The organism is Pseudomonas sp. Irchel 3F3, from assembly GCF_900187545.1.
Lineage (GTDB): Bacteria > Pseudomonadota > Gammaproteobacteria > Pseudomonadales > Pseudomonadaceae > Aquipseudomonas > Aquipseudomonas fortuita.
In genome coordinates this window covers 227,581-247,553 of the sequence record NZ_FYDS01000005.1, presented here as the reverse complement: position 1 = coordinate 247,553, position 19,973 = coordinate 227,581, and the positions used below count along the sequence as shown (strand labels likewise).

21 protein-coding genes and 1 pseudogene are annotated in these 19,973 nt (G+C 63.6%); 11 read left to right on the top strand and 11 right to left on the bottom strand.

All coding sequences use genetic code 11. The annotated features are described in order from the left end of the window. Position 1: 1 nt before the first annotated feature. From CKW35_RS12410 to CKW35_RS12380, 7 genes are all read right to left on the bottom strand, one after another. The gene (locus tag CKW35_RS12410) at positions 2 to 1,429 is read right to left on the bottom strand and encodes a di-heme oxidoredictase family protein (RefSeq protein ID WP_016488925.1); all 1,428 of its coding nucleotides are present in this window, start codon (positions 1,427 to 1,429) and stop codon (positions 2 to 4) included. Between the two features lie 110 nt (positions 1,430 to 1,539). Further along, positions 1,540 to 1,926 carry a hypothetical protein gene (locus CKW35_RS12405; RefSeq protein ID WP_016488924.1) on the bottom strand — a complete coding sequence of 129 codons (387 nt, stop codon included), beginning with the start codon at positions 1,924 to 1,926 and terminating at the stop codon, positions 1,540 to 1,542. Between the two features lie 13 nt (positions 1,927 to 1,939). Then, a complete protein-coding gene (locus tag CKW35_RS12400; RefSeq protein WP_024717456.1) occupies positions 1,940 to 2,422 on the bottom strand; it encodes a hypothetical protein in 483 nt (160 codons plus the stop codon). A gap of 142 nt (positions 2,423 to 2,564) precedes the next feature. Continuing rightward, positions 2,565 to 3,902: an imelysin family protein gene (locus CKW35_RS12395; RefSeq protein WP_016488921.1), complete on the bottom strand. Its 1,338-nt coding sequence runs from the start codon at positions 3,900 to 3,902 to the stop codon at positions 2,565 to 2,567. 158 nt (positions 3,903 to 4,060) lie between these two features. Then, positions 4,061 to 6,115, bottom strand: coding sequence for a bifunctional diguanylate cyclase/phosphodiesterase (locus tag CKW35_RS12390; RefSeq protein ID WP_016488920.1), 2,055 nt, complete (start codon positions 6,113 to 6,115; stop codon positions 4,061 to 4,063). A 250-nt stretch (positions 6,116 to 6,365) separates the two neighbouring features. Next, positions 6,366 to 6,962 (bottom strand): superoxide dismutase, encoded by a 597-nt coding sequence (locus CKW35_RS12385; RefSeq protein WP_016488919.1) that lies wholly within the window; start codon positions 6,960 to 6,962, stop codon positions 6,366 to 6,368. A gap of 196 nt (positions 6,963 to 7,158) precedes the next feature. After that, positions 7,159 to 7,758 carry a LysE/ArgO family amino acid transporter gene (locus CKW35_RS12380; protein ID WP_095116031.1) on the bottom strand — a complete coding sequence of 200 codons (600 nt, stop codon included), beginning with the start codon at positions 7,756 to 7,758 and terminating at the stop codon, positions 7,159 to 7,161. Between the two features lie 101 nt (positions 7,759 to 7,859). On the opposite strand from CKW35_RS12380, the gene CKW35_RS12375 reads away from it, so the two are divergent. From CKW35_RS12375 to CKW35_RS12360, 4 genes and pseudogenes are all read left to right on the top strand, one after another. Further along, positions 7,860 to 8,750 (top strand): LysR family transcriptional regulator ArgP, encoded by an 891-nt coding sequence (locus CKW35_RS12375; RefSeq protein WP_016488917.1) that lies wholly within the window; start codon positions 7,860 to 7,862, stop codon positions 8,748 to 8,750. Positions 8,751 to 8,799: 49 nt separating this feature from the next. Further along, entirely contained in the window at positions 8,800 to 9,795 is a 996-nt protein-coding gene (locus tag CKW35_RS12370) for an NAD(P)-dependent oxidoreductase (RefSeq protein ID WP_060517495.1), read from the top strand. 87 nt (positions 9,796 to 9,882) lie between these two features. Beyond that, positions 9,883 to 10,752: a hypothetical protein gene (locus CKW35_RS12365; RefSeq protein ID WP_016488915.1), complete on the top strand. Its 870-nt coding sequence runs from the start codon at positions 9,883 to 9,885 to the stop codon at positions 10,750 to 10,752. An 89-nt stretch (positions 10,753 to 10,841) separates the two neighbouring features. Then, positions 10,842 to 11,075: pseudogene (locus CKW35_RS12360) on the top strand (ATPase); the annotation flags it as partial. Between the two features lie 140 nt (positions 11,076 to 11,215). Here the strand turns inward: CKW35_RS12360 and CKW35_RS12355 are convergent. Both CKW35_RS12355 and CKW35_RS12350 read right to left on the bottom strand, forming a co-directional pair. After that, complete coding sequence (locus CKW35_RS12355; RefSeq protein ID WP_016488914.1) at positions 11,216 to 12,265, bottom strand: alkene reductase; 1,050 nt, start codon at positions 12,263 to 12,265, stop codon at positions 11,216 to 11,218. A 17-nt stretch (positions 12,266 to 12,282) separates the two neighbouring features. Beyond that, positions 12,283 to 12,585 (bottom strand): helix-turn-helix transcriptional regulator, encoded by a 303-nt coding sequence (locus CKW35_RS12350; RefSeq protein WP_016488913.1) that lies wholly within the window; start codon positions 12,583 to 12,585, stop codon positions 12,283 to 12,285. 150 nt (positions 12,586 to 12,735) lie between these two features. Here CKW35_RS12350 and CKW35_RS12345 point away from each other — a divergent pair, with 150 nt between their 5' ends. Next, on the top strand, positions 12,736 to 13,323 hold the full coding sequence (locus CKW35_RS12345; RefSeq protein WP_095116029.1) for an ACP phosphodiesterase: 588 nt from the start codon (positions 12,736 to 12,738) through the stop codon (positions 13,321 to 13,323). 68 nt (positions 13,324 to 13,391) lie between these two features. Here CKW35_RS12345 and CKW35_RS12340 read toward each other — a convergent pair whose 3' ends face one another. Together CKW35_RS12340 and olsB are read right to left on the bottom strand one after the other, a co-directional pair. Next, entirely contained in the window at positions 13,392 to 14,180 is a 789-nt protein-coding gene (locus CKW35_RS12340) for a lysophospholipid acyltransferase family protein (protein ID WP_016488911.1), read from the bottom strand. Continuing rightward, positions 14,180 to 14,935 (bottom strand): L-ornithine N(alpha)-acyltransferase, encoded by a 756-nt coding sequence (gene olsB, locus CKW35_RS12335; protein WP_016488910.1) that lies wholly within the window; start codon positions 14,933 to 14,935, stop codon positions 14,180 to 14,182. Before olsB ends, CKW35_RS12340 begins: the two co-directional genes overlap by 1 nt. A 159-nt stretch (positions 14,936 to 15,094) precedes the next feature. Here olsB and CKW35_RS12330 point away from each other — a divergent pair, with 159 nt between their 5' ends. The 6 genes from CKW35_RS12330 to CKW35_RS12305 all read left to right on the top strand — a co-directional run bounded on the left by CKW35_RS12330 (position 15,095) and on the right by CKW35_RS12305 (position 19,848). Further along, positions 15,095 to 15,982: an acyl-CoA dehydrogenase gene (locus CKW35_RS12330; RefSeq protein ID WP_095116027.1), complete on the top strand. Its 888-nt coding sequence runs from the start codon at positions 15,095 to 15,097 to the stop codon at positions 15,980 to 15,982. Between the two features lie 75 nt (positions 15,983 to 16,057). After that, entirely contained in the window at positions 16,058 to 17,140 is a 1,083-nt protein-coding gene (locus tag CKW35_RS12325; RefSeq protein ID WP_095116025.1) for a serine hydrolase, read from the top strand. After that, positions 17,137 to 17,433: an amidase gene (locus CKW35_RS12320; protein WP_095116024.1), complete on the top strand. Its 297-nt coding sequence runs from the start codon at positions 17,137 to 17,139 to the stop codon at positions 17,431 to 17,433. Before CKW35_RS12325 ends, CKW35_RS12320 begins: the two co-directional genes overlap by 4 nt. Positions 17,434 to 17,477: 44 nt before the next feature. Then, complete coding sequence (locus CKW35_RS12315) at positions 17,478 to 18,059, top strand: YceI family protein (protein ID WP_016488906.1); 582 nt, start codon at positions 17,478 to 17,480, stop codon at positions 18,057 to 18,059. A gap of 1 nt (position 18,060) precedes the next feature. Then, a complete protein-coding gene (locus tag CKW35_RS12310; protein ID WP_095116022.1) occupies positions 18,061 to 19,218 on the top strand; it encodes a phosphatidylserine/phosphatidylglycerophosphate/cardiolipin synthase family protein in 1,158 nt (385 codons plus the stop codon). Between the two features lie 51 nt (positions 19,219 to 19,269). Continuing rightward, a complete protein-coding gene (locus CKW35_RS12305; protein WP_016488904.1) occupies positions 19,270 to 19,848 on the top strand; it encodes a DJ-1/PfpI family protein in 579 nt (192 codons plus the stop codon). Positions 19,849 to 19,973: the final 125 nt, after the last annotated feature.

Genomic DNA, 19,973 nt, shown 5'->3' with positions numbered 1-19,973 from the left:
TTTAAAGTGAGTTCAGGAACGCCAGCAACGCAGTGCGTTGCTCGGCATTGAAAGTGAGTACGAAGTTGCGTGCCGCCTCGGCTTCACCACCATGCCAGAGCACGGCTTCAAGCAGGTTGCGGGCGCGGCCGTCATGCAGGAACTGGCTGTGGCCTGCCACTGTTTCGCTCAGCCCGATGCCCCACAGTGGCGCGGTACGCCAGTCTTGGCCGTTGGCGGCGAATTCAGTGCGTTCGTCGGCCAGGCCTGGGCCCATGTCATGCAGCAACAGGTCGCTGTAGGGGCGGATGACCTGGTTGGCCAGTTCTGGTTCGGTAGTCTCGGCAGCCGTGGTGAACTGCGGTGTGTGGCAACCCTGGCAGCCAGCCTGGTAGAACAGGTTCTTGCCCGCCAGCACCTGCGGCGCGCCCACATCGCGGCGGGCCGGCACGGCCAGGTTGCGGGTGTAGAAGGTCACCAGGCGCAGGATGTTGTCGCTGACTTCTTTCTCGCCGTTGGCGCCGTCGCCGTTGGGTGCGGCCAGGCAGTCGGCCTGGGCCGGGGTGCAATCATCGTGTGGCTGCAGGGTGCTGGTCAGGCCCATGTCACCGGCAAAGGCATGCACGTTCTGCTGGTTGACGTTGGGCTGACCGGCTTTCCAGCCGAAGCGGCCGATCACGGTCTTGCCCTGGGCATCGTCCCACACCCGGTTGGCCCGCCCGCGGATGCCATCGTGGTTGCGGTCGTCCGGGTCTTCATTGGCCAGCAGGTCGGCTTCGGGAATGGCTTCGAGCAGGCCCAGGCCGATCATGGGCGGGGCGACCCGCGCCGAAAACCGCGTGTCGGGGTGCATCACGCCATAGCCGAGCTGGGTGATCTGCAGGGCAGGTTTGCGCAGTTCGACCTGGTGGCCGTCCTTGAACGACACGGTTTGCTGTGTATAGCTGACCCGCACCTTGCCTTCAGGCGCCACGCCGGGGATGGCCATGTCCTGCAGCTGGGTGCCGTACACCGGCTCCGGTACCACGCCGAGGCGCTCGATCACTTTGGCCAGGTAGGGCTGGTCGGGGATCGACAGGCGTACCAGCATGCCCACCGCGTTGCTGTCACCCGGCGCTGGCGGGTGGCCACGGCCATCGCGAACATGGCAGTTCTGGCAGGCATTGGTGTTGAACAGCGGGCCCAGCCCGTCGCGGGCGGTGGTGGTGGACGGCGCGATGACCCAGGGGTTGCGGAAGAAACTGTTGCCCACGGCGAAGTCCACGCGGCGCTCGGGCGAGAGGTTGGCCGAAGGCAGGGAATAGGCGTTGCGGTCAGCGCGCTGCACGGTCGCCTTGCCGGCCGACAATGCTTCGCCAGGCTCGGCCTGGGTGAAACGCGGGGCGTCGTCACAGGCGGCGAGGGCAAAGGCCAGCAGCAGAGGAGAGAGTCGGAACAGCGACGAGGACATCAAGGATCCTGGGCGTGAGCGAAAAACCGGCGTGCAAGCTTAGCAGGCCCAGGATCATTGAATAAGAGCAATTTGCGTTTGCTTGATGAAATCGTCGCTGCCGAGGGGGCTCAGGCCATCAACAGTTTGAACTCTCTGTTGACCAGGCTGATGATCAGGTTCTTGCTACCGCCATCACGGTTGTCGCCTGGGACCTCGATGACTTCCTCGCTGGCGTACTCCATGGATGAGGCGGTGAGGCACTTGATTGCATCCTTGTGCGCGGGCTGCCAGTAATCCTGAAATACCCAGATGTTGGTCTCGGCATTCGGGCCGAGGATCAAGCGCAAGGCCTTGTGGTTTTCACTCGATTTGCCGATCCAGGGCACGGCGAGCGAGCCATTCCATGCTTGCTGGGCGCCTATTGCCAGGCTCTGGCTGCGGTTTTCACCGTCGATCAGGGTCAGGGTATAGGGCGTGTTGTTGGCGATGGAGTGCAGGTAGGTGAGGCTGGCCATTTGGCGTTTCCTTCTAGTGTTGGATTTCCGGGCGTGGCAACGGGGCCGTCGGGGTGCGGTAGACGTAGGCTGCGAGCAGGGTGATCTCGTTGAAAGGCGGCGCGAGTTCAGCGGGCACGAAGCGGCCCATTGGCTGCAGCCCCTGGGCGAAGGCAACGGCCTCGAACATTTTGCGGTCGGTTTCGTTGGGGTCGTACAGGTAAACCTTGCCGGGGCGTGCAACAACCCGGCAGATTTCCTCGGCCACATGGTGGGTGATCGGAGCGCCCATCAGCGTTACGTGAGGGACTGCGTGATCGTCGAGGGGAAAATCCGGAGCATCGTATTCGTATACGACAATCAGGTTGGGAATATGCCTACCCGTAAACGGCCCGTTGGAGATGAGCTGGCCCGCCTTGTTCAGGTTGTAGGCATGGGTGAATCCGGTAACAAGGTTCCTCCCATTTACACGCTGGACGATTCGGCCTTCGCCCCAGACATCAAGAATCTGCAGCACTTTGCCTCCTGTTTGGGTTGCTTGAAGGGCTACAGGATGGGCACTTGCGTGTACCTCAGGCAGCAGGAAGCGCTTTACCAGGCCTACAAATGAAAACGCCCGGCACTAGGCCGGGCGTTTGCGATGAGGCGCTACAGCAGGATCAGAACTCGTGGTCCGCAGTGTCCGGGTTCAGATTGGCAATGCCCAGCTTGCCAGCGGCCTGTTCAATCGAGCCGGTCTGTTTGACCAGGGCCGCGATGGCATCACGCACGATCTGGTTGCCGGCAGCATTGTCAGCTGCAATCAACTGGTCGTAGTGCTCGCCTTTAAGGGCGTGGTCGACCATCACCTGGATCTTGGCTTCAGTGGCTTCCAGGTCGGCCTTGAGGGTGGCGTCGGCAGCAGGATCGGCTTTGGCCACCAGCGACGACAGGCTCGGGCCGCTGACCTTGGTGCCGTCCGGGCGGGTGTACTCGCCCAGGTAGACATTGCGGATGCCCTTGGCGTCGTAGAAGTGCGAGTAGTGAGTGTTGTCGCTGAAGCAGTCCTGCTCGTCTTCCGGCGAGTTGGCTTCCAGCGAAACCTTCATGCGCTCACCCGCCAGTTCACCCAGCGACAGGCTCCCCATGCCGAACAGCATCTTGCGCAGGCCGTCGTTGACAGGCTCGGCTTCCAGCTTGGCGCGGTAGTTGTCGGCCACGTTCGGTGCCCAGTTGCCGACCATCTCTTCGAGGTCGGTGACCAGCAGGTCGGTGACCGCTTTCAGGTAGGTACGGCGGCGGTCGTTGTGGCCACCGGTAGCGCCTTGGCCTTCCAGGTAGTCGGACGCCGGGCGGTTGCCAGCGCCTGGACCGGTACCGTTCAGGTCCTGGCCCCAGAGCAGGAACTCGATGGCGTGATAGCCGGTGGCAACGTTGGCCTCGGAGCCAGCCAGCTCGTTCAGGCTGGCCAGTTTTTCAGGGGTAATGTCCTTGACGTCGACCTTCTCTTCGCCCACCTGGATCTCGGTGTTGGCGATGATGTTGGCACCAGCAGCCGGGTTGCCCAGGGCGTGCTCGTAGCTCTTGTCGACGTAGTCGATCAGGCCTTCGTCCAGCGGCCAGGCGTTCACCTGGCCTTCCCAGTCGTCGATGATGGTGTTACCGAAGCGGAAGGCCTCGGTCTGCAGGTACGGTACGCGCGCGGCGACCCAGGCTTGCTTGGCGGCTTTCAGGGTTTCGTCGTTGGGCTTGGCCAGGAACGCATCGACTGCGCTCTGCAGGGTCTTGGCGGTGCTCAGCGAGTCGCTGTACACGGCGTAGACCATTTCGGCGTAGTGCTTGACCACGGCTTTGCCGGCGGCTTCGTCAACAGCCCCAGGCGCAGCAGCGGTGGTGCTGGCGGCGGCAGGTGCCTGAGCTTGCGGCGCGGCGGCTTTGTCGTCCTTGCCTTCACCGCAACCGGCGAGAGCGATGGCAATGGCCAGCAGACTGGCGGAGGCCAGAGGCATTCGAATCATTGTTGGTTTTCCTGCGTCGTGTGGTTGGACCAAGGGGTGGGCCGTGCGCCGTGGCACGCGAAAGCGCAACATCATGCGAAAGATTTGCATTTGCTGTAAAGGGGCGGGCGCGCAATTCATGTAAATGCGGGTCACAGCCTGTAACCAGGCCTGCCAGCTCAGAGCATCGAAACCTGATTGCGCTGCGCCTGCTTGAGGAAGTGGGTCAGTTCACGGGCTGACAGCGGCTTGCTGTAGTGATAGCCCTGGCCCTCGTGGCAGCCTTGGGCAATGATGTAGGTTTCCTGTTCGGCGGTTTCCACGCCTTCGGCGATCACCTGCATGCCCAGGCTCTTGCCCAGCTGGATGATGGCGCGAACGATGGTGGCGTCGTCATCGTCGTCCAGCAGGTCCTGGACGAAGCTCTTGTCGATCTTGATCTTGTCCAGCGGCAGCGATTTCAGGTAGCTGAGCGACGAATAGCCGGTGCCGAAGTCGTCGATAGCAATCAGCGCCCCGGAGCGGCGCAGGCTCAGCAGGTGCTGGGCGGCAGTGCTGATGTCTTCCATCAGGCCGGTTTCGGTGACTTCCAGCTCCAGGCTGCGTGGCGGCAGACGGTAGGCCTGCAGCAGGTTGTTGACCACCCGTGGCAGTTCACTGTGGTGCAGCTGCACGGTGGACAGGTTGACCGCCATGCGCAGCTCGCTGAAGCCCTGGTCGTGCCATTCGCGCAGTTGCCGGCAAGCCTGGTCCAGTACCCATTCGCCAATGCTGATGATGCTGCCGTTCTGTTCGGCCAGCGGAATGAACTGGTCCGGTGGCACCATGCCCAGCTCTGGATGCTGCCAGCGCAGCAGCGCCTCGACGCCGACCACACGGTGGTCGCGGTAGCTGATCTGTGGTTGGTACACAAGGTACAGCTGGTTGCGCGGAAGGGCTTCGCGCAGGTCCTTTTCCAGCTCGCGGCGGCGGCGCATCTCGCTGTCGACGCTGGCAATGTAGAACTGGTAGCGGTTGCGCGAACGGGCCTTGGCCAGGGTCATGGTCTGTTCGGCTTTCTGCAGCAGCTTCTCGGTGCTGTCGCCGTCTTCGGGGAACAGGGTGATGCCGATGGTGGCGCGCAGACGGATCTGCTGGTGGTGGTCGAGGTCGAACGGCACTTCCAGGTCGTCGAGGATGCTCTGCGCCAGTTCGGCCGCCTCGTAGGGCTGCTCGATATTGGCCTGTACCAGGGCAAACTGGTCACCACCCAGCCGCGCCAGGGCGCCCAGGCGGCCGCTGTGGGCGCGCAGGCGGTCGGCCAAGGCCAGTAGCAGTTGGTCACCAACCTGGTAGCTGAACTGTTCGTTGATGCCCTTGAAATCGTCCAGGCCCACGCACAACACTGCCACACGGTGTTGCAGGCGACCGCCATCGACGAGGATCTTGTCCAGTTGCTGCTGCAGTTGCTGGCGGTTGGGCAGGCCTGTGAGGAAATCGTACTGGGCCATGCGCTGCAGGCTGTTTTCGGCTTCATGGCGTAGGTGAGTGTTGCGCTCGATCGACGCCAGCAACTGGTTGGCCGTGTTGACCCAGAGACCCAGTTCGTTCTTCTCGTGGCCTTTGAGCAGCGGGATCTGGTGCTGGCTCGGGCGGTCGGGGTTGATCTGGGTGAGGTGCTCGATGATCTTGGACAGCGGTTTGGTCAGCAGCCAGTGGTAGACCAGGTACAACACCAGGCCCATGGCCAAGGCCCGCAGTACGCCGGAAATGAAGATGATCACCGCGTTGATCAGGAAGTCTTCGCCGTAGGACGAGGTGTCGAGGGTAATGCTCAGGTCGCCGTAGTATTCGCTATAGGGGCCGCGGCCAACCAGTTGCGTGGTGTAGGTGCGTTCCTGGCCGAGGATCGGGTCGGTCAGCCAGCGCATGGGCATGTCCTGCAGCGGGCGGGACTTTTCGGCCAGCATGGTTTCGTTGGGGTGGCCGATGGACGCCATGCGCACCGATTCGTCCTGGAACAGGCCTTCCATCACCTGCATGCCCATTTCGCGGTCGAGGCTGTATACCGCCTGGGTGGAGGGGTCGCGGAACATGTCGAGGATACGCTGGGCATCGTTGTTCACGGCCTGGCGGGTCTTGTAGGTGTCGTAGACAATTTGCGCACAGCTGAGCACGACGCCAACCGCCAACGCCGACAGCAGCACGACCCTGAGCAACTTGACCGACAAGCTGTTCCGCAATTCCAGCTTCAATGGGGTTTCCTTAATCCATGCGCATGGCATCATTTTGCCATCAACGATGACGATACACTATCGGCCGATCATGAGCAGTGTATCGGTTGCCTGACCCCGCAACTTGAGTGCGCTGCGTCAATCTTCCAGAGGTTTGATGTTAGCGCGCTATGCAGGCTGAGCAAGCAAAACCGTGCAGGCCTCTTCGCGTCTGATTCAGGCACAAAAAAACCCGGCACATGGCCGGGTTTTTTGATCAAGGCTGGATGACTCAGGCCTTGAAGGTCTTGCCTTCGAACTGCTCGGCAACGAAGGCCCAGTTGACCAGGTTCCAGAACGCCTCGACGTACTTCGGACGCAGGTTGCGGTAGTCGATGTAGTAGGCGTGTTCCCAGACGTCGCAGGTCAGCAGCGGGGTGTCGCCGCTGGTCAGCGGGCAGCCGGCGCCGATGGTGCTGGCCAGGGCCAGGGAACCGTCAGCTTTCTTCACCAGCCAGCCCCAGCCGGAACCGAAGGTGCCAACCGAAGTCTTGGTGAACTCTTCCTTGAACTTGTCGAAGGAACCGAAAGCGGTGTTGATGGCCTCAGCCAGGGCACCGGTAGGCTGGCCGCCGCCGTTTGGCGACAGGCAGTTCCAGTAGAAGGTGTGGTTCCAGACCTGAGCGGCGTTGTTGAAGATGCCGCCCGAAGAGCTCTTGACGATCTCTTCCAGGGTCTTGCCTTCGAATTCGGTGCCTGGGACCAGGTTGTTCAGGTTCACGACATAGGTGTTGTGGTGCTTGTCGTGGTGAAACTCCAGGGTTTCCTTGGAGATGTGCGGCTGCAGGGCATCGTGGGCGTACGGCAGCGGCGGCAATTCAAAAGCCATGGTGGATCTCCTGATTCAGGTCTAGTTCGCGGTTTGCGCAGGGCCGATCACGGGCGGCCCTATGAGCGTCGGCGAGTTTGTACTCTTTGCGACGCAAGGGGCCGATCATAGCACCAGCCCCGGCGCATAACCACGCAACAAAGATAGGGAATAGAGGTTCCAGAGCGGTTACACGATACCGACCGGTGGTGTCTGTTCAGGAAAAGATCAGTTGCGCCGCCACTGCGAACATCATCACCGCCACCATGAGGTCGAGCATGCGCCAGGTCGCCGGCCGTGCCAGCCACGGTGCCAGCCAGGCCGCGCCAATCGCCAGGGTCGAGAACCACAGCAGCGAGGCACTGGCCGCCCCGGCCACATAGGCGCCAGGCTGAGTCTGCTGGGCGCCCAGCGAACCGATCAGCAACACCGTATCGAGGTAGACGTGCGGGTTCAGCAGCGTCACCGCCAGGGCACTGAGCAGCACGGCACGGCGCGAGCGTACGCCCTGGCCCTGCTGATGCTTCAGGCTCTGGCTGGAACAGGCGCTGCGCAGCGCCTTGGCGCCGTACCAGACCAGGAACACGGCGCCGCCCCAACGCGCCACCGCCAGCAAGGTCGGGTTGTGGGCCAGCACCGTGGCCAGGCCGAATACCCCGGCAGCCACCAGGAGGGCATCGCAGACGATGCACAATGCTGCTACCGGCAAGTGGTGCTCACGGCGCAGGCTCTGGGCGAGGACGAAGGCGTTCTGTGCGCCAATGGCCATGATAAGGCCGAAGGCCACCAGCATGCCGTTGAGATAGCTTTGCCACATGGCGTGCTCTCCATAAAAGGAACCTTAAAGATGCTGGCCATTGTGGTGGCTTGCGCTGTATAAGAAAAACAAATAAAGCTGATCCGTCATTAGGAAAATCGATGTTCGACTACAAGTTGCTGGCCGCCCTGGCGGCGGTGATCGAACAGGGTGGTTTCGAGCGTGCCGCGCAAGTGCTGGGCTTGTCGCAGTCGGCCATCTCCCAGCGCATCAAGCTGCTCGAAGCGCGCGTCGGGCAGCCCGTGCTGGTGCGTGCCGCGCCGCCCAGCCCAACCGAAGTCGGCCGTCAGTTGCTCAACCATGTGCAGCAGGTGCGCCTGCTGGAACGTGACTTGCAGCGCCAGGTGCCGGCGCTGGACGAGGAGGGCATGCCGGAACGCCTGCGCATTGCGCTCAACGCCGATAGCCTGGCCACCTGGTGGGCCGGTGCGGTGGGCAACTTCTGTGCGCAGCAGAACGTATTGACCGACCTGGTCGTAGAAGACCAGGAAGTGGGCCTGAAACGCATGCGTGCTGGCGAAGTGGCGGCCTGCCTGTGTGGCAGTGAACGCCCGGTAGCCGGGGCGCGCAGCCTGCTGCTGGGGGCCATGCGCTACCGGGCATTGGCCAGCCCCGGGTTCATGGCGCGGCATTTCCCCCAAGGCTTTGTCGCCAGCCGCCTGGCCCGCACCCCGGCGATCGTGTACGGCCCGGATGATTTCCTGCAGCATCGCTATCTGGCCTCACTGGGCATCGAGGATGGTTTCCTGCACCACCTGTGCCCGTCATCCGAAGGCTTCCTGCGCATGACCGAGGCCGGGCTGGGCTGGGGGCTGGTGCCCGAATTGCAGGCCCGTGAGCAACTGGCCAACGGGCAGTTGGTGGAAATCTGCAGCGATACCCCCATCGACGTGCCGCTGTACTGGCATCATTGGCGCAATGGCGGGCAATTGCTCGCGCAACTGACCGACCACCTGCGGCACACCGCACGGCAATGGCTGGTGCCCTTGTAGCCACGGCTGGCGTCAGTTGCATCTGAAATCTGGCAAGACGGAGTCTTACATGCGAATTCTGGTCACCGGCGCGAGTGGCTTCATTGGCGGGCGCTTTGCGCGCTACGCCCTGGAGCAGGGCCTGGACGTGCGGGTCAGCGGCCGCCGCGCCGAAGGGGTCGAGCACCTGGTCAAGCGCGGCGCCCAGTTCATCCCTGGCGACCTGGGCGACCCCGAGTTGGCCCGCCGCCTGTGCCAAGGCATCGAGGCGGTGGTGCACTGCGCCGGCGCAGTGGGCAACTGGGGGCGCTACCAGGACTTCTACCAAGGCAATGTGGTCGTCACCGAAAACGTGGTCGAGGGCTGCCTGAAGGAACATGTGCGGCGCCTGGTGCACCTGTCGTCGCCTTCGATCTATTTCAATGGCCGTTCGCGCCTGGACATCCGTGAAGAGCAAGTGCCGCGCCGTTTTCACGACCATTATGGGCAAACCAAGCACCTGGCCGAGCAAAAAGTGTTCGGGGCCCAGGAGTTCGGCCTCGAAGTACTGGCGCTGCGCCCGCGCTTTGTCACCGGTGCCGGCGATGCCAGCATTTTTCCGCGGCTGATGCAGATGCAGCGCAAAGGCCGCATGGCGATCATCGGCAACGGTTTGAACAAAGTCGATTTCACCAGCGTGCACAACCTCAACGAAGCACTGCTCAGCGCGTTGTTCGCCGACGAGCGTGCGCTGGGCCAGGCCTACAACATCAGCAACGGCCAGCCGCTGCCGCTGTGGGACGTGGTCAACTACGTGATGCGCCAGATGCAACTGCCACAGGTGACCCGCTACCGCTCCTACGGCCTGGCCTATAGCCTGGCCGCGCTGAATGAGGCCGCTTGCATGTTGTGGCCGGGGCGCCCGCAACCGACCTTGTCGCGCCTGGGGATGCAGGTGATGAGCCGTGACTTTACCCTGGATATCAGCCGCGCCCGGCAGTACCTGGACTACCAGCCCAAGGTCAGCCTGTGGACGGCACTGGATGAATTCTGCGGCTGGTGGAAGCATTTGCCGCCTGCGCAGTGAGGCCGTCTGGCTGACAATGGTCATCAATGCGCCGCGCTTGCGGTTTATACTCGTGCCTCTGTGCGACTACCGCGGTTGAATGTATCCATGCGTAACCATGCTCACGATGACTACGATGATGTGCCTACCTTGCGGGCGGGCACCGTTGATGATGACGAACTGATACCGGCGCACGTGGTGCGCAGCCGGCAGAAAGCCGCCCGTGGTGCCAGCACGGGGCCGTTGTGGGCGCTGCTGTGCGCTTCGTTCATCGCGTTGGCGGGCCTGGGCTGGTGGAGCTTCCAGCAGATCTCGCTGATGGAGCAGCAACTGGTGGCGACCCAGGAGAGCTTTGCCCGCATCAGTGAAGAAGCAGCCGGGCGCTTGCAGGCGATCAGTGGCAAGGTTGAGGCCAGCGAGTCCGGTGTTAATACCAGCAGCGAGGCGCTGAAGCTGCAGTTGCGCCAGTTGCAGCAAGGCGTAGCCGGGCAGACCGGCGACCTGGGTAAGCGCCTGGAGCAGGTGCTGGCCGATACCCGTGAACAGCAGAAGGCTGTGACCGAGCTGCAAAGCCAGCTGCAGGCGCAGTTGAAGCTGGTGAATGGCGAGCTGGCCGCGTTGCGTTCAGGGCAGGTTGATGGCGGCAAGCTGGATGCCCAGTTGAAGGGCCTGAACGAGCAGGTTGCCGCGCTGAAGGCCGCGCAGGTGGATGGCGGCACGCTGGACGGGCAGCTCAAGAGCCTGGGCAGCGATGTGGCGGCGCTGAAGAAGCAGGGCAACCCGAGCGCGGCAATCCAGGGCCTGGAACAGGATATTTTGGTGTTGAAGAGCCAGATCGACAACCGCCCGGCTGCGGCAGCGTCCGGTGGTGCGTCGGTGCAGGAATTCGATGCCTTCCGTGCGCAGACGACGCGCAACCTGAATACGCTGCAGAGCCAGATTCAGAACCTGCAGCAGCAGATCAACGCCCGGCCGTAACAGAGCGCGGGAGGGCTTTGCCCTCCTTTCGCGACACAAGGCCGCTCCCACAAGTTCGGCGCTACCTTGAGGGCTGTGCTTATCCCTGTGGGAGCGATGTGGCGGCGCTGAAGAAGCAGGGCAACCCGAGCGCGGCAATCCAGGGCCTGGAACAGGATATTTTGGTGTTGAAGAGCCAGATCGACAACCGCCCGGCTGCGGCAGCGTCCGGTGGTGCGTCGGTGCAGGAATTCGATGCCTTCCGTGCGCAGACGACGCGCAACCTGAATACGCTGCAGAGCCAGATTCAGAACCTGCAGCAGCAGATCAACGCCCGGCCGTAACAGAGCGCGGGAGGGCTTTGCCCTCCTTTCGCGACACAAGGCCGCTCCCACAAGTTCGGCGCTACCTTGAGGGCTGTGCTTATCCCTGTGGGAGCGGCCTTGTGTCGCGATGGGCCGCAAAGCGGCCCCGGCAATCGTGATTACAACCGCGGATAATCGATGTACCCCACCGGCCCCTTGCCATAGAAAGTCTCTGGCCGCGCCTCGTTCAATGGCGCATCCGCCGCCAGCCGCGCCGGCAGGTCGGGGTTGGCGATGAACGGCACGCCAAACGCCACTGCATCGGCTTTGCCACTGGCCAGGGCCGCATTGGCGCTGGCCTTGTCAAACCGCTCGTTGACGATGTACGGGCCGCCGAATGCCTCTTTGATCAATGGGCCGATGCTGTCATCGGCTTCCCGCTCCCGCGAGCAGATAAAGGCAATGCCTCGCTTGCCCAGCTCGCGAGCCACGTAGGTGAAGGTTTCGGCGCGGTCGGCATCACCCATGTCGTGAGCATCGGCACGCGGCGCCAGGTGCACGCCTACGCGGTTTGCGCCCCACACTTCGATGGCCGCATCGGTCACCTCCAGCAGCAGGCGTGCACGGTTTTCCAGCGACCCTCCGTAGAGGTCAGTGCGCTGGTTGGTGCTGCTTTGCAGGAACTGGTCAAGCAGGTAACCGTTGGCGCCGTGAATCTCTACACCATCGAAACCGGCAGCCTTGGCGTTTTCGGCACCGCTGCGGTAGGCCTCGACGATGTCGTTGATTTCCTCGGTTTCCAGCGCGCGCGGGGTGGGGTAGTCACTTAGCGGGCGCACCAGGCTTACATGGCCCTTGGGCTGGATTGCGCTGGGGGCCACCGGCAGCTCGCCGTTCAGGTAGCTGGGGTGGGAAATACGGCCAACGTGCCACAGCTGCAGGAAGATGCGCCCGCCGGCGGCGTGCACGGCCTTGGTGACGTTGTTCCAGCCACGCACCTGCTCATCGTTCCAGATACCGGGGGTATCCGGGTAGCCGACGCCCATGGCAGTGACCGAAGTCGCTTCGCTGAGGATCAGCCCGGCGCTGGCGCGCTGTACATAGTATTCGGCCATCAGCGCATTGGGCACGCGGCCTTCGTCGGCACGGCAGCGGGTGAGCGGGGCCATGATGATGCGGTTGGGCAGTTGCAGGTCGCCCAGGGTGATCGGATCGAAAAGCGTGGTCATAGCGGTTACCTGCCTTGTCAAAGTGTTTGGCGCAGTTGTTCGAGGAATGCCTCAATGGTGGCTTCGTTGCGTTTGAAGAAGTGCCATTGGCCAATCTTCTGGCTGCTGATGAGCCCGGCGCGCTGCAAGGTGGCCAGGTGGGCGGAGACGGTCGACTGCGACAGGCCGCAGCGTTGGTCGATCTGCCCGGCACACACACCGTTTTCGGTGCTGTGGTACTGGTCGGGGAATTGCGTTGCCGGGTCTTTCAGCCAGCTGAGGATTTCTCGCCTGACCGGATGGGCCAGCGCTTTTATGATTTCGTCGAGATCAAGAGGCATGGGTGGAGGCTCGTTGTAGCGGTATATCGCGATAGAGCGAAATGTAAATCGGCTGTTCCCGATATCCAAATACCAAGAGGTTCTGAGCTGAGCGCGAATCGGTATATCGCGTTATAACGATATAAGGCGGAGCGGTGGTAGACTGCGCCCATGAACTACCTCGCACACCTGCACCTGGGCGGCCCGGCGCCGCAACAACTGCTTGGCAGCCTGTATGGCGATTTTGTCAAAGGCTCGCTGGAAGGGCGCTTCCCTCCTGCGCTGGAGGCGGCTATCCGGCTGCACCGGCATATCGACAGCTACACCGATCAGCATCCGCTGGTGCTGGCGGCACTGGCGCGCTTTCCGCGCGAGCGGCGGCGCTTTGCCGGCATCGTGCTGGATGTCTTCTTCGACCATTGCCTGGCGCGGCATTGGGGCCACTACGCCGAGCAGCCACTGGCGCAGTTTACTGGCGCGTTTTACAGGGTGCTGCTGGCGGAGCCCGAGCTGCCGGGGCGATTGGCGCGGATTGCGCCGTTCATGGCAGCGGATGACTGGCTAGGGGCTTATGGCGATTTTGCCACGCTGGAACAGGTGTTCAACGGCATTGCCCGACGCTTGTCGCGGCCTGAGGGGATGGCCGGGGTAATGGTGGAACTGGAGCGGCTGTATGAGCCGCTGCTGGCGGATTTTCGCGAGTTCTATCCCCAGTTACAGGCTTTTGCGGCGGCGCAGCGTAGGGCTGAGGACTTGTAGCGCCTGTGAGATCGAGCGCCGCCCGCGCGGCGCTCGATCTCGCAGGCGCCAGCTTGCCCACGCCAGGCTCAGGCAGCCCGCGCCGGCCGCCTTGGCACTGCTTCAACTTCTTCAACCCCGAACAAAGCCAGGTGAATCGCCTGCTGTGCTTGCAACGCCAGCACCGCACGCTCCTTGCCCACGCTGCCGATAGGTGGCAGCAAGTGAATGCACACCTCGCCTCGCGGCTGGGCAAACAGGCGCATCAGGTGCGACACCAGATCATCGTCGCCAATGAACGGCGCAATCGGATCGATCTGGCCATCACGCAGATACTGGATAGCCACCGGCTGCACCGCCGCGCCCCGGTCGATGGCACCTGCCAACAGGCGGCCATGGAAGGTGCGCAAGTTGCGACCGCAGGTAGTGGTGCCTTCGGGGAAGATCAGCAGGGGGCGCGCCAGCCCCAGTTGCCCGGCGATCTGTTCGTGCAGGCGCTGGCTGTCGCCACCACCACGGCGAATGAACAGTGTGCCGGCTTTTTCCGCCAGCCAACCCGCCACCGGCCAATGACGCACTTCAGCCTTGGACAGGAACGACAGGGGCAGCAGCATGCCGAGCAGGGGGATGTCGGTCCACGAAACGTGGTTGCTGACCCACAGCATCGGCCGCTGCGGCAGTTCGCCGACTACACGCACGTTGAAGGGCAGGGCGGCGACCAGGCGTTTCATGAACAGGCAGGTCCAGCGCTGGCGGCGCTCAAGGGGAGCCTTGAAACCGAGGCGTTCGCCGAGGGCAATAAGACTGGCCATGAACATACCCAGCAACAGCACGAGCAGCAGTCGGGTCAGGCGGGCTACTACCCGCAGCTTCTGCATCAGACCGCCGCCTTGAAGTGCCGGGCGTAGCGCGGGCAGAGATTATCGCGCTTGAGCAGGATGAATACGTCGGCCACCTGGAAGTCCTCGTCCCAGCAAGGCTCGCCGCAAATCTTTGCGCCCAGGCGCATGTAGGCCTTGAGCAGCGGTGGCATTTCGGCGATGACGTTGCCCGGCAACGCCAGGCTTGGCAGCGGGTTCTTTGGCTCGGCCCGCAGGTGCTCGTTGCACAGGTAGCGATCACGCAGGCGCTGCATCACGGCATGGGCCTGCACGCCGCCGTCCTGCATCGGGATGCTGGCACAGCCCATCAGGTAGCTGTAGCGGCCCTCGTTGAGCACCTCGGCCAGTTCACCCCACAGCACGGCGATGGTGCCGCCGTTGCGGTAGTCGGGGGCTACGCAGGTGCGGCCCAGTTCGAGGATCGGGCCCTGCAGCTGCAACAGGCCGTGCAGGCGGAATTCTTCTTCACTGTAGAAGCGGCCCAGGCTGCTGGCGGCCTGGTGGTCGAGCAGGCGGGTGGTGGCCACCAGCTCGCCTGTGCTCAGGTCGCGTACACCAATGTGGCGGCAGTGCACGTCGTAGTCGTCCATGTCCAGGCCGTGCTCGGCACCCTTGAGCTTGGCCTTGAATTCTGCGCTGAACACTTTGAAGCGCAGGGCCTGGGCCTCTTGCAGCGCCGCGGCGCCAACCAGGCGTTCGGCTTGCAGACGGCGTTCAGTGCTGTTGTCGCCAGAATGAGCGATCCGAGTCATTACGAGTCTCCATAAGCCAGCCATGAAGGGTTGCGGCCGGTCGGCTTTGTTGTGCAAAGTCAGCCTAGGTAGACGCGGTGTCACCCCTGTGAATCTTTGGTGATGCTTGCGTGACACCCCCCAAACCTTGACCAGAAAGCCCCAGCAAGGAGCCGTCCCATGGCCTGGTTGCAACGATTGAACGACCCGCTTCGCCACGCGCCGGCGGGCACTCTGGGCGAAACCTATGCCGCGCTGCTCGAGCGCCTCGGCCCGGTTGTCCCCTTCGAACTGGCGGCACTGGGCGGGCGCGCGATGGCCACGCCGGGCCTGGCTTTTCTGGTGGGTTACCAGGCCGCCTTGCGCGTGCTGTGGCCCAGTGCACCGTCCAGCCTCGGCGCGCTGTGCGCGACCGAGCGGCGCAGCGTGCGGCCGGCGGACATGCACACGCGCCTGGACGGCTTGCGCCTGACCGGCAGCAAGGACTTCGTCACCGCCGGGCTGGAGGCGGAGTGGCTGCTGGTGGCGGCCCGCAGCGAAACCGCAGGCGCGGCGCCACAATTGAACCTGGCGGTGGTGTACCCCGGGGAGCCCGGCGTGACCCTGGAGCCATTGCCGACCTTGCCGTTGATGCCGGAGGTGGGCCATGGGCGCTTGCTGCTGGAACAGGCGGCGTGCGAGCTGCTGGCCGGTGACGGCTGGGATGCTTATGTGAAGCCGTTTCGCTCGCTGGAGGACTTGTATGTGCTCACGGCACTGACGGCCTGGTTGTATGGCGTGGGGCAGGAAAGCGCCTGGCCGCAGGCTTTACGCCTGCAACTGCTTGGGCTGCTGGCCGGGTGTGCCGAGGGTAGCCGGCAGTGTGCCGACTGCACGGATGGCCATTTGCTGTTGGGTGGTTTGTTTGCGCAGTTCCAGGCGTTGCGGGGGGCGATCGACGCAGCATTGGCGGCAGGGCCGGTGCATTGGGCGCAAATCTGGCAGCGTGACCAAGGGGTGATGGCGTTGGCTGCGGCGGCGCGCGAGCAGCGCCTGAACAAGGCTTGGGCGGCTGCGGGATTGTCATGAAGGCCTGATAGGTTTTTGTGAACCGATGATCCCGGGGGGCCGCAAGGCGGCCCCAAAATTTCGAGCTGAAACACAATGCTGAAAGGTCTGCTATTGGTTCTTTGCCTGGCCTTGGCAACCGCCGAAGCCGAGGACTGGCCTGACCCTGACTGGCAGAACGATCCTGCCCGTTTCGACTGGCAAGCCGTCGACGCCTACGCCTTCCCCCCTCGCACTGCCCCCGACCGCAGCGGCATCCGCACCGACGCGCTGCTGATCATCCGCGATGGCCGTATCCTCCACGAGCGCTACACCGCCCCCACCACTGCCGCCACCGCGCACCTGACCTGGTCGGTAAGCAAGAGCGTACTCGCCACGCTGATGGGCGTGGCCCAAGGCGAAGGGCGCTTCCAGCTGGAAGATCCGGTCACCCGTTTCTATCCCGCCATGCGCGGCCATCCCGGCATACGCATGGCCGATCTGCTGCACTGGGCCAGTGGCCTGGACTGGCAGGAAGACTACGAATACGCCCCCCTCAAGTCATCAGTGGTGGCCATGCTATACACCCGTGGCCGCGAGGACATGGCGGCCTATACGGCGGCGCGGGGTACGGCGGCCAGCCCCGGTGAGCGTTTTCTCTATTCCAGTGGTGACAGCAACCTGCTGGCGGCTGCACTGCGCGGCATGCTCGATGCCGGGCAGTACCCCGATTACCCCTGGCACGCGCTGTTCAGCCCGTTAGGTATCGACAGCGCGGTGTGGGAGCGTGACGGGGCGGGCACCTACGTGGGCTCTTCCTATCTGTACCTCAGCGCCCGCGACCTGGCGCGAATCGGCTTGCTGATGCAGCGTGACGGGCGCTGGCAAGGCCGGCAACTGCTGCCCACGGCCTGGGTGGCCTTCAACCGAACAGCGTTTACCCATGCCGAACCTGTGCCCGGTGAGGCCAACCCTGGCGGCCACTGGTGGCTCAACCGGCCGTTGGCCGGCGCCCAACGGCCTTGGCCGAGTGCACCCGAAGACGCCTACGCCGCCCTTGGCCACTGGGGCCAGGCGCTGTACGTGCTGCCCGCGCAAAAGCTGGTGATCGTGCGCTATGCCGATGACCGCGACGGCAGCTACCAGCACGACGAACTGCTCAAGCGGGTACTGGCGGCAGTGCCCCGGGAGGGCACATGAAGCGGGCCTTGTTGCTGGTGTTGCTGGGCCTTGTGTTCTGGGCCTGGCAGGAGCGTCAGGCGTTGGCTGATTTCCCCGGCATCCTCTCGGCCTACTCGGCCAAGGAATACTGCTCGTGCCGCTTCGTCATGGGCTTCGGGCAGGCCTACTGCCAAGGCTATGTAAAGCAATGGCTGCCGCTGAGCCTGCTGGAGGAAAACAGCCAGCAGCGACGAGTCACTGCCGAGGGGTTGGGGCGGCGCAATCAGGCTAGCTGGCAGGGCCCGCACGAGGGCTGCCGCTTGCTGCCATGAAGGCGGGCGGGTAAGGTTGGCGGCCTGGTTTCACGAGATCTGTCATGTTCAAGCTGCCCCGTCTGCTGCCCGCCTTGTTGCTGGCTTTGTGCCTGCCTGCCCACGCCAATTGGCACCTCGATGGCGAATCGTCGCGCCTGTCGTTCATTACCGGCAAAAACGGTGACACTGCCGAAGTGCACCGCTTTCTGGTGCTGCATGGCACGGTCGACCGCAAAGGCGTGGCGGGGCTGAGCATCGAGATGGATTCGGTGAGCAGTGGCATTGCACTGCGTGACGAGCGCATGCGTGAGGACCTGTTCGAGGTCGAGCGTTTTGCCGAAGCCAAGGTGCGGGCGCAGCTGGACCTGCGGCCGATCAACGACTTGGCCAACGGTGCCCAGATCGAACTGCGCCTGCCGCTCACCGTTACCCTGCATGGCCAGTCGCACAGCTACAACGCCCTGTTGTTGGCCACCCGCCTGGACGAGCGGCGCTTTCAGGTCGTGACACTCGAACCCCTGGTATTGCGTGCCGAGGATTTCGGGCTGCTGCCAGGGCTGCAAACCTTGCGCAAGTTTGCCGGGCTCACGTCCATCAACCCGTCGGTGCCGGTTAGCGCGGTGCTGATTTTCACCGCCCGCTGACATGCCGGGCCCGGTCTTCCCCTGGCGGGATGGCAACCAGTTCGAACTGCTGATCGACGGCCCCGAGTTCTTTCCGCGCATGCTCGCAGCCATCGTGCGTGCCGAGTTCCAGGTTGACCTGGAGCTGTACCTGGTCGAGGCCGGCGCCTGTGCCGAGGCGGTGGTCGAGGCGCTGGAGCAGGCCGCACGGCGTGGCGTGCGGGTGCGCTGCCTGTTCGATGATTACGGCTCGCTGGCCTTCAACAGCGCCCTGCGCCAACGCTTGCTGGAGGCTGGTGTGTACCTGCGCTGGTATAACCGTCTGCGCTGGAAGCGCGGCTTGCGCAACCTGTACCGCGACCACCGCAAGCTGCTGCTGGTGGACGAACGCTGGGCGGTGGTGGGCGGCACAGGGGTTACCGACGAGTTCTGGACCCCGGGCAACGCGACCAGCGAATGGCATGAGGTGATGGTGCAGATTCAGGGGCCGGTGGTAACCGACTGGCAGTTGCTGTTCGACCGCCAGTGGGGCGCCAACAACCGCCGCACCGCCTGGCGCCCTGCCGAGGGCTTCGGCCTGCCCCGTTTGCCCAAGGTGCCTGCGCAGGGCCAGGGCATGGGGCGGGTAGCTTATGCCGACGCCCGCCAGCATCAGGACATCCTGCATTCGCTGGTGCGGGCGCTGAACAGTGGCAAGCAGCGGGTATGGCTGGCCACGCCATACTTTCTGCCGACCTGGAGCGTGCGCCGTTCTTTGCGCCGTGCTGCCAGCAAGGGGCTTGACGTGCGGCTGTTGCTGACCGGCCCACGCACTGACCACCCGTCGGTCCGCTACGCCGGGCACCGCTACTACCCCCGCCTGCTGCGCGCCGGTGTGCGGATTTTCGAGTACCAACCGTGCTTCCTGCACCTGAAGATGGTTGTAGTGGACGACTGGGTCAGCGTCGGTTCGTGCAACTTCGACCACTGGAACCTGCGGTTCAACCTTGAGGCCAACATTGAGGCGCTGGACCCGCCGTTGACGGCCGCGGTGGTGGCCAGCTTCGAGCGCGACTTTGCCTTGAGCGAGGAAGTCGACCTCGACCACTGGCATGCCCGCCCCCTGTGGCGCCGGGTTAAACAACGAATCTGGGGCTGGATCGACCGACTGGTAGTCAACGTGCTCGACCGCCGTGACTGACAGCGGCTATCGTGCATTGACTGTTTACGGTTAACCGAAGGAGTGGGTGCGATGACGGCGAAGAAGATTCTTATGCTGGTAGGCGACTACGTCGAGGATTACGAGGCGATGGTGCCGTTTCAGGCCTTGAGCATGGTGGGCCACACGGTGCACGCGGTGTGCCCGGAGAAACTGGCGGGGCAGACAGTGCGCACTGCCATCCATGATTTTGAGGGTGAGCAGACCTACAGCGAAAAGCCGGGGCACAACTTTGCCTTGAATTATGACTTTGTGCGGGTGCGGCCCGAGAGTTACGACGCCCTGCTGATCCCGGGTGGCCGTGCGCCGGAGTATTTGCGCCTGGATGAAAAAGTGCTGGCGCTGGTGCGGGCATTTGACCAGGCTGGCAAGCCGATTGCGGCGGTGTGCCATGGTGCCCAGCTGCTGGCGGCGGCGGGTGTGCTGGAGGGGCGCGAATGCAGCGCGTATCCGGCGTGTGCCCCGGAAGTGCGTCTGGCGGGCGGCACGTTCATCGATATCGCCGTGGACCAGGCCCATGTGGATGGCAACCTGGTGACCGCACCGGCGTGGCCAGCGCACCCGGCTTGGCTGGCGGCATTTCTGAAGGTGCTGGGCACCCGTATTGCCTGATACGGCGTCTTCGCGGGGGAACCAGGTATTCGCCATGCACGGTGAACGCCGCCACCGCGCGACTGCCGCCGGCGTTGAACGTGGCAGAGTAGGCATTTACCCGTTCGGTAGCGGTCATGGAACAG

Coding starts and splice junctions, on each gene's coding strand:
- CKW35_RS12410 (WP_016488925.1), bottom strand. CDS start 1,429: ATGTCCTCGTCGCTGTTCCGACTCTCTCCTCTGCTGCTGGCCTTTGCC.
- CKW35_RS12405 (WP_016488924.1), bottom strand. CDS start 1,926: ATGGCCAGCCTCACCTACCTGCACTCCATCGCCAACAACACGCCCTAT.
- CKW35_RS12395 (WP_016488921.1), bottom strand. CDS start 3,902: ATGATTCGAATGCCTCTGGCCTCCGCCAGTCTGCTGGCCATTGCCATC.
- CKW35_RS12385 (WP_016488919.1), bottom strand. CDS start 6,962: ATGGCTTTTGAATTGCCGCCGCTGCCGTACGCCCACGATGCCCTGCAG.
- CKW35_RS12380 (WP_095116031.1), bottom strand. CDS start 7,758: ATGTGGCAAAGCTATCTCAACGGCATGCTGGTGGCCTTCGGCCTTATC.
- CKW35_RS12375 (WP_016488917.1), top strand. CDS start 7,860: ATGTTCGACTACAAGTTGCTGGCCGCCCTGGCGGCGGTGATCGAACAG.
- CKW35_RS12370 (WP_060517495.1), top strand. CDS start 8,800: ATGCGAATTCTGGTCACCGGCGCGAGTGGCTTCATTGGCGGGCGCTTT.
- CKW35_RS12365 (WP_016488915.1), top strand. CDS start 9,883: ATGCGTAACCATGCTCACGATGACTACGATGATGTGCCTACCTTGCGG.
- CKW35_RS12355 (WP_016488914.1), bottom strand. CDS start 12,265: ATGACCACGCTTTTCGATCCGATCACCCTGGGCGACCTGCAACTGCCC.
- CKW35_RS12350 (WP_016488913.1), bottom strand. CDS start 12,585: ATGCCTCTTGATCTCGACGAAATCATAAAAGCGCTGGCCCATCCGGTC.
- CKW35_RS12345 (WP_095116029.1), top strand. CDS start 12,736: ATGAACTACCTCGCACACCTGCACCTGGGCGGCCCGGCGCCGCAACAA.
- CKW35_RS12340 (WP_016488911.1), bottom strand. CDS start 14,180: ATGCAGAAGCTGCGGGTAGTAGCCCGCCTGACCCGACTGCTGCTCGTG.
- olsB (WP_016488910.1), bottom strand. CDS start 14,935: ATGACTCGGATCGCTCATTCTGGCGACAACAGCACTGAACGCCGTCTG.
- CKW35_RS12330 (WP_095116027.1), top strand. CDS start 15,095: ATGGCCTGGTTGCAACGATTGAACGACCCGCTTCGCCACGCGCCGGCG.
- CKW35_RS12325 (WP_095116025.1), top strand. CDS start 16,058: ATGCTGAAAGGTCTGCTATTGGTTCTTTGCCTGGCCTTGGCAACCGCC.
- CKW35_RS12320 (WP_095116024.1), top strand. CDS start 17,137: ATGAAGCGGGCCTTGTTGCTGGTGTTGCTGGGCCTTGTGTTCTGGGCC.
- CKW35_RS12315 (WP_016488906.1), top strand. CDS start 17,478: ATGTTCAAGCTGCCCCGTCTGCTGCCCGCCTTGTTGCTGGCTTTGTGC.
- CKW35_RS12310 (WP_095116022.1), top strand. CDS start 18,061: ATGCCGGGCCCGGTCTTCCCCTGGCGGGATGGCAACCAGTTCGAACTG.
- CKW35_RS12305 (WP_016488904.1), top strand. CDS start 19,270: ATGACGGCGAAGAAGATTCTTATGCTGGTAGGCGACTACGTCGAGGAT.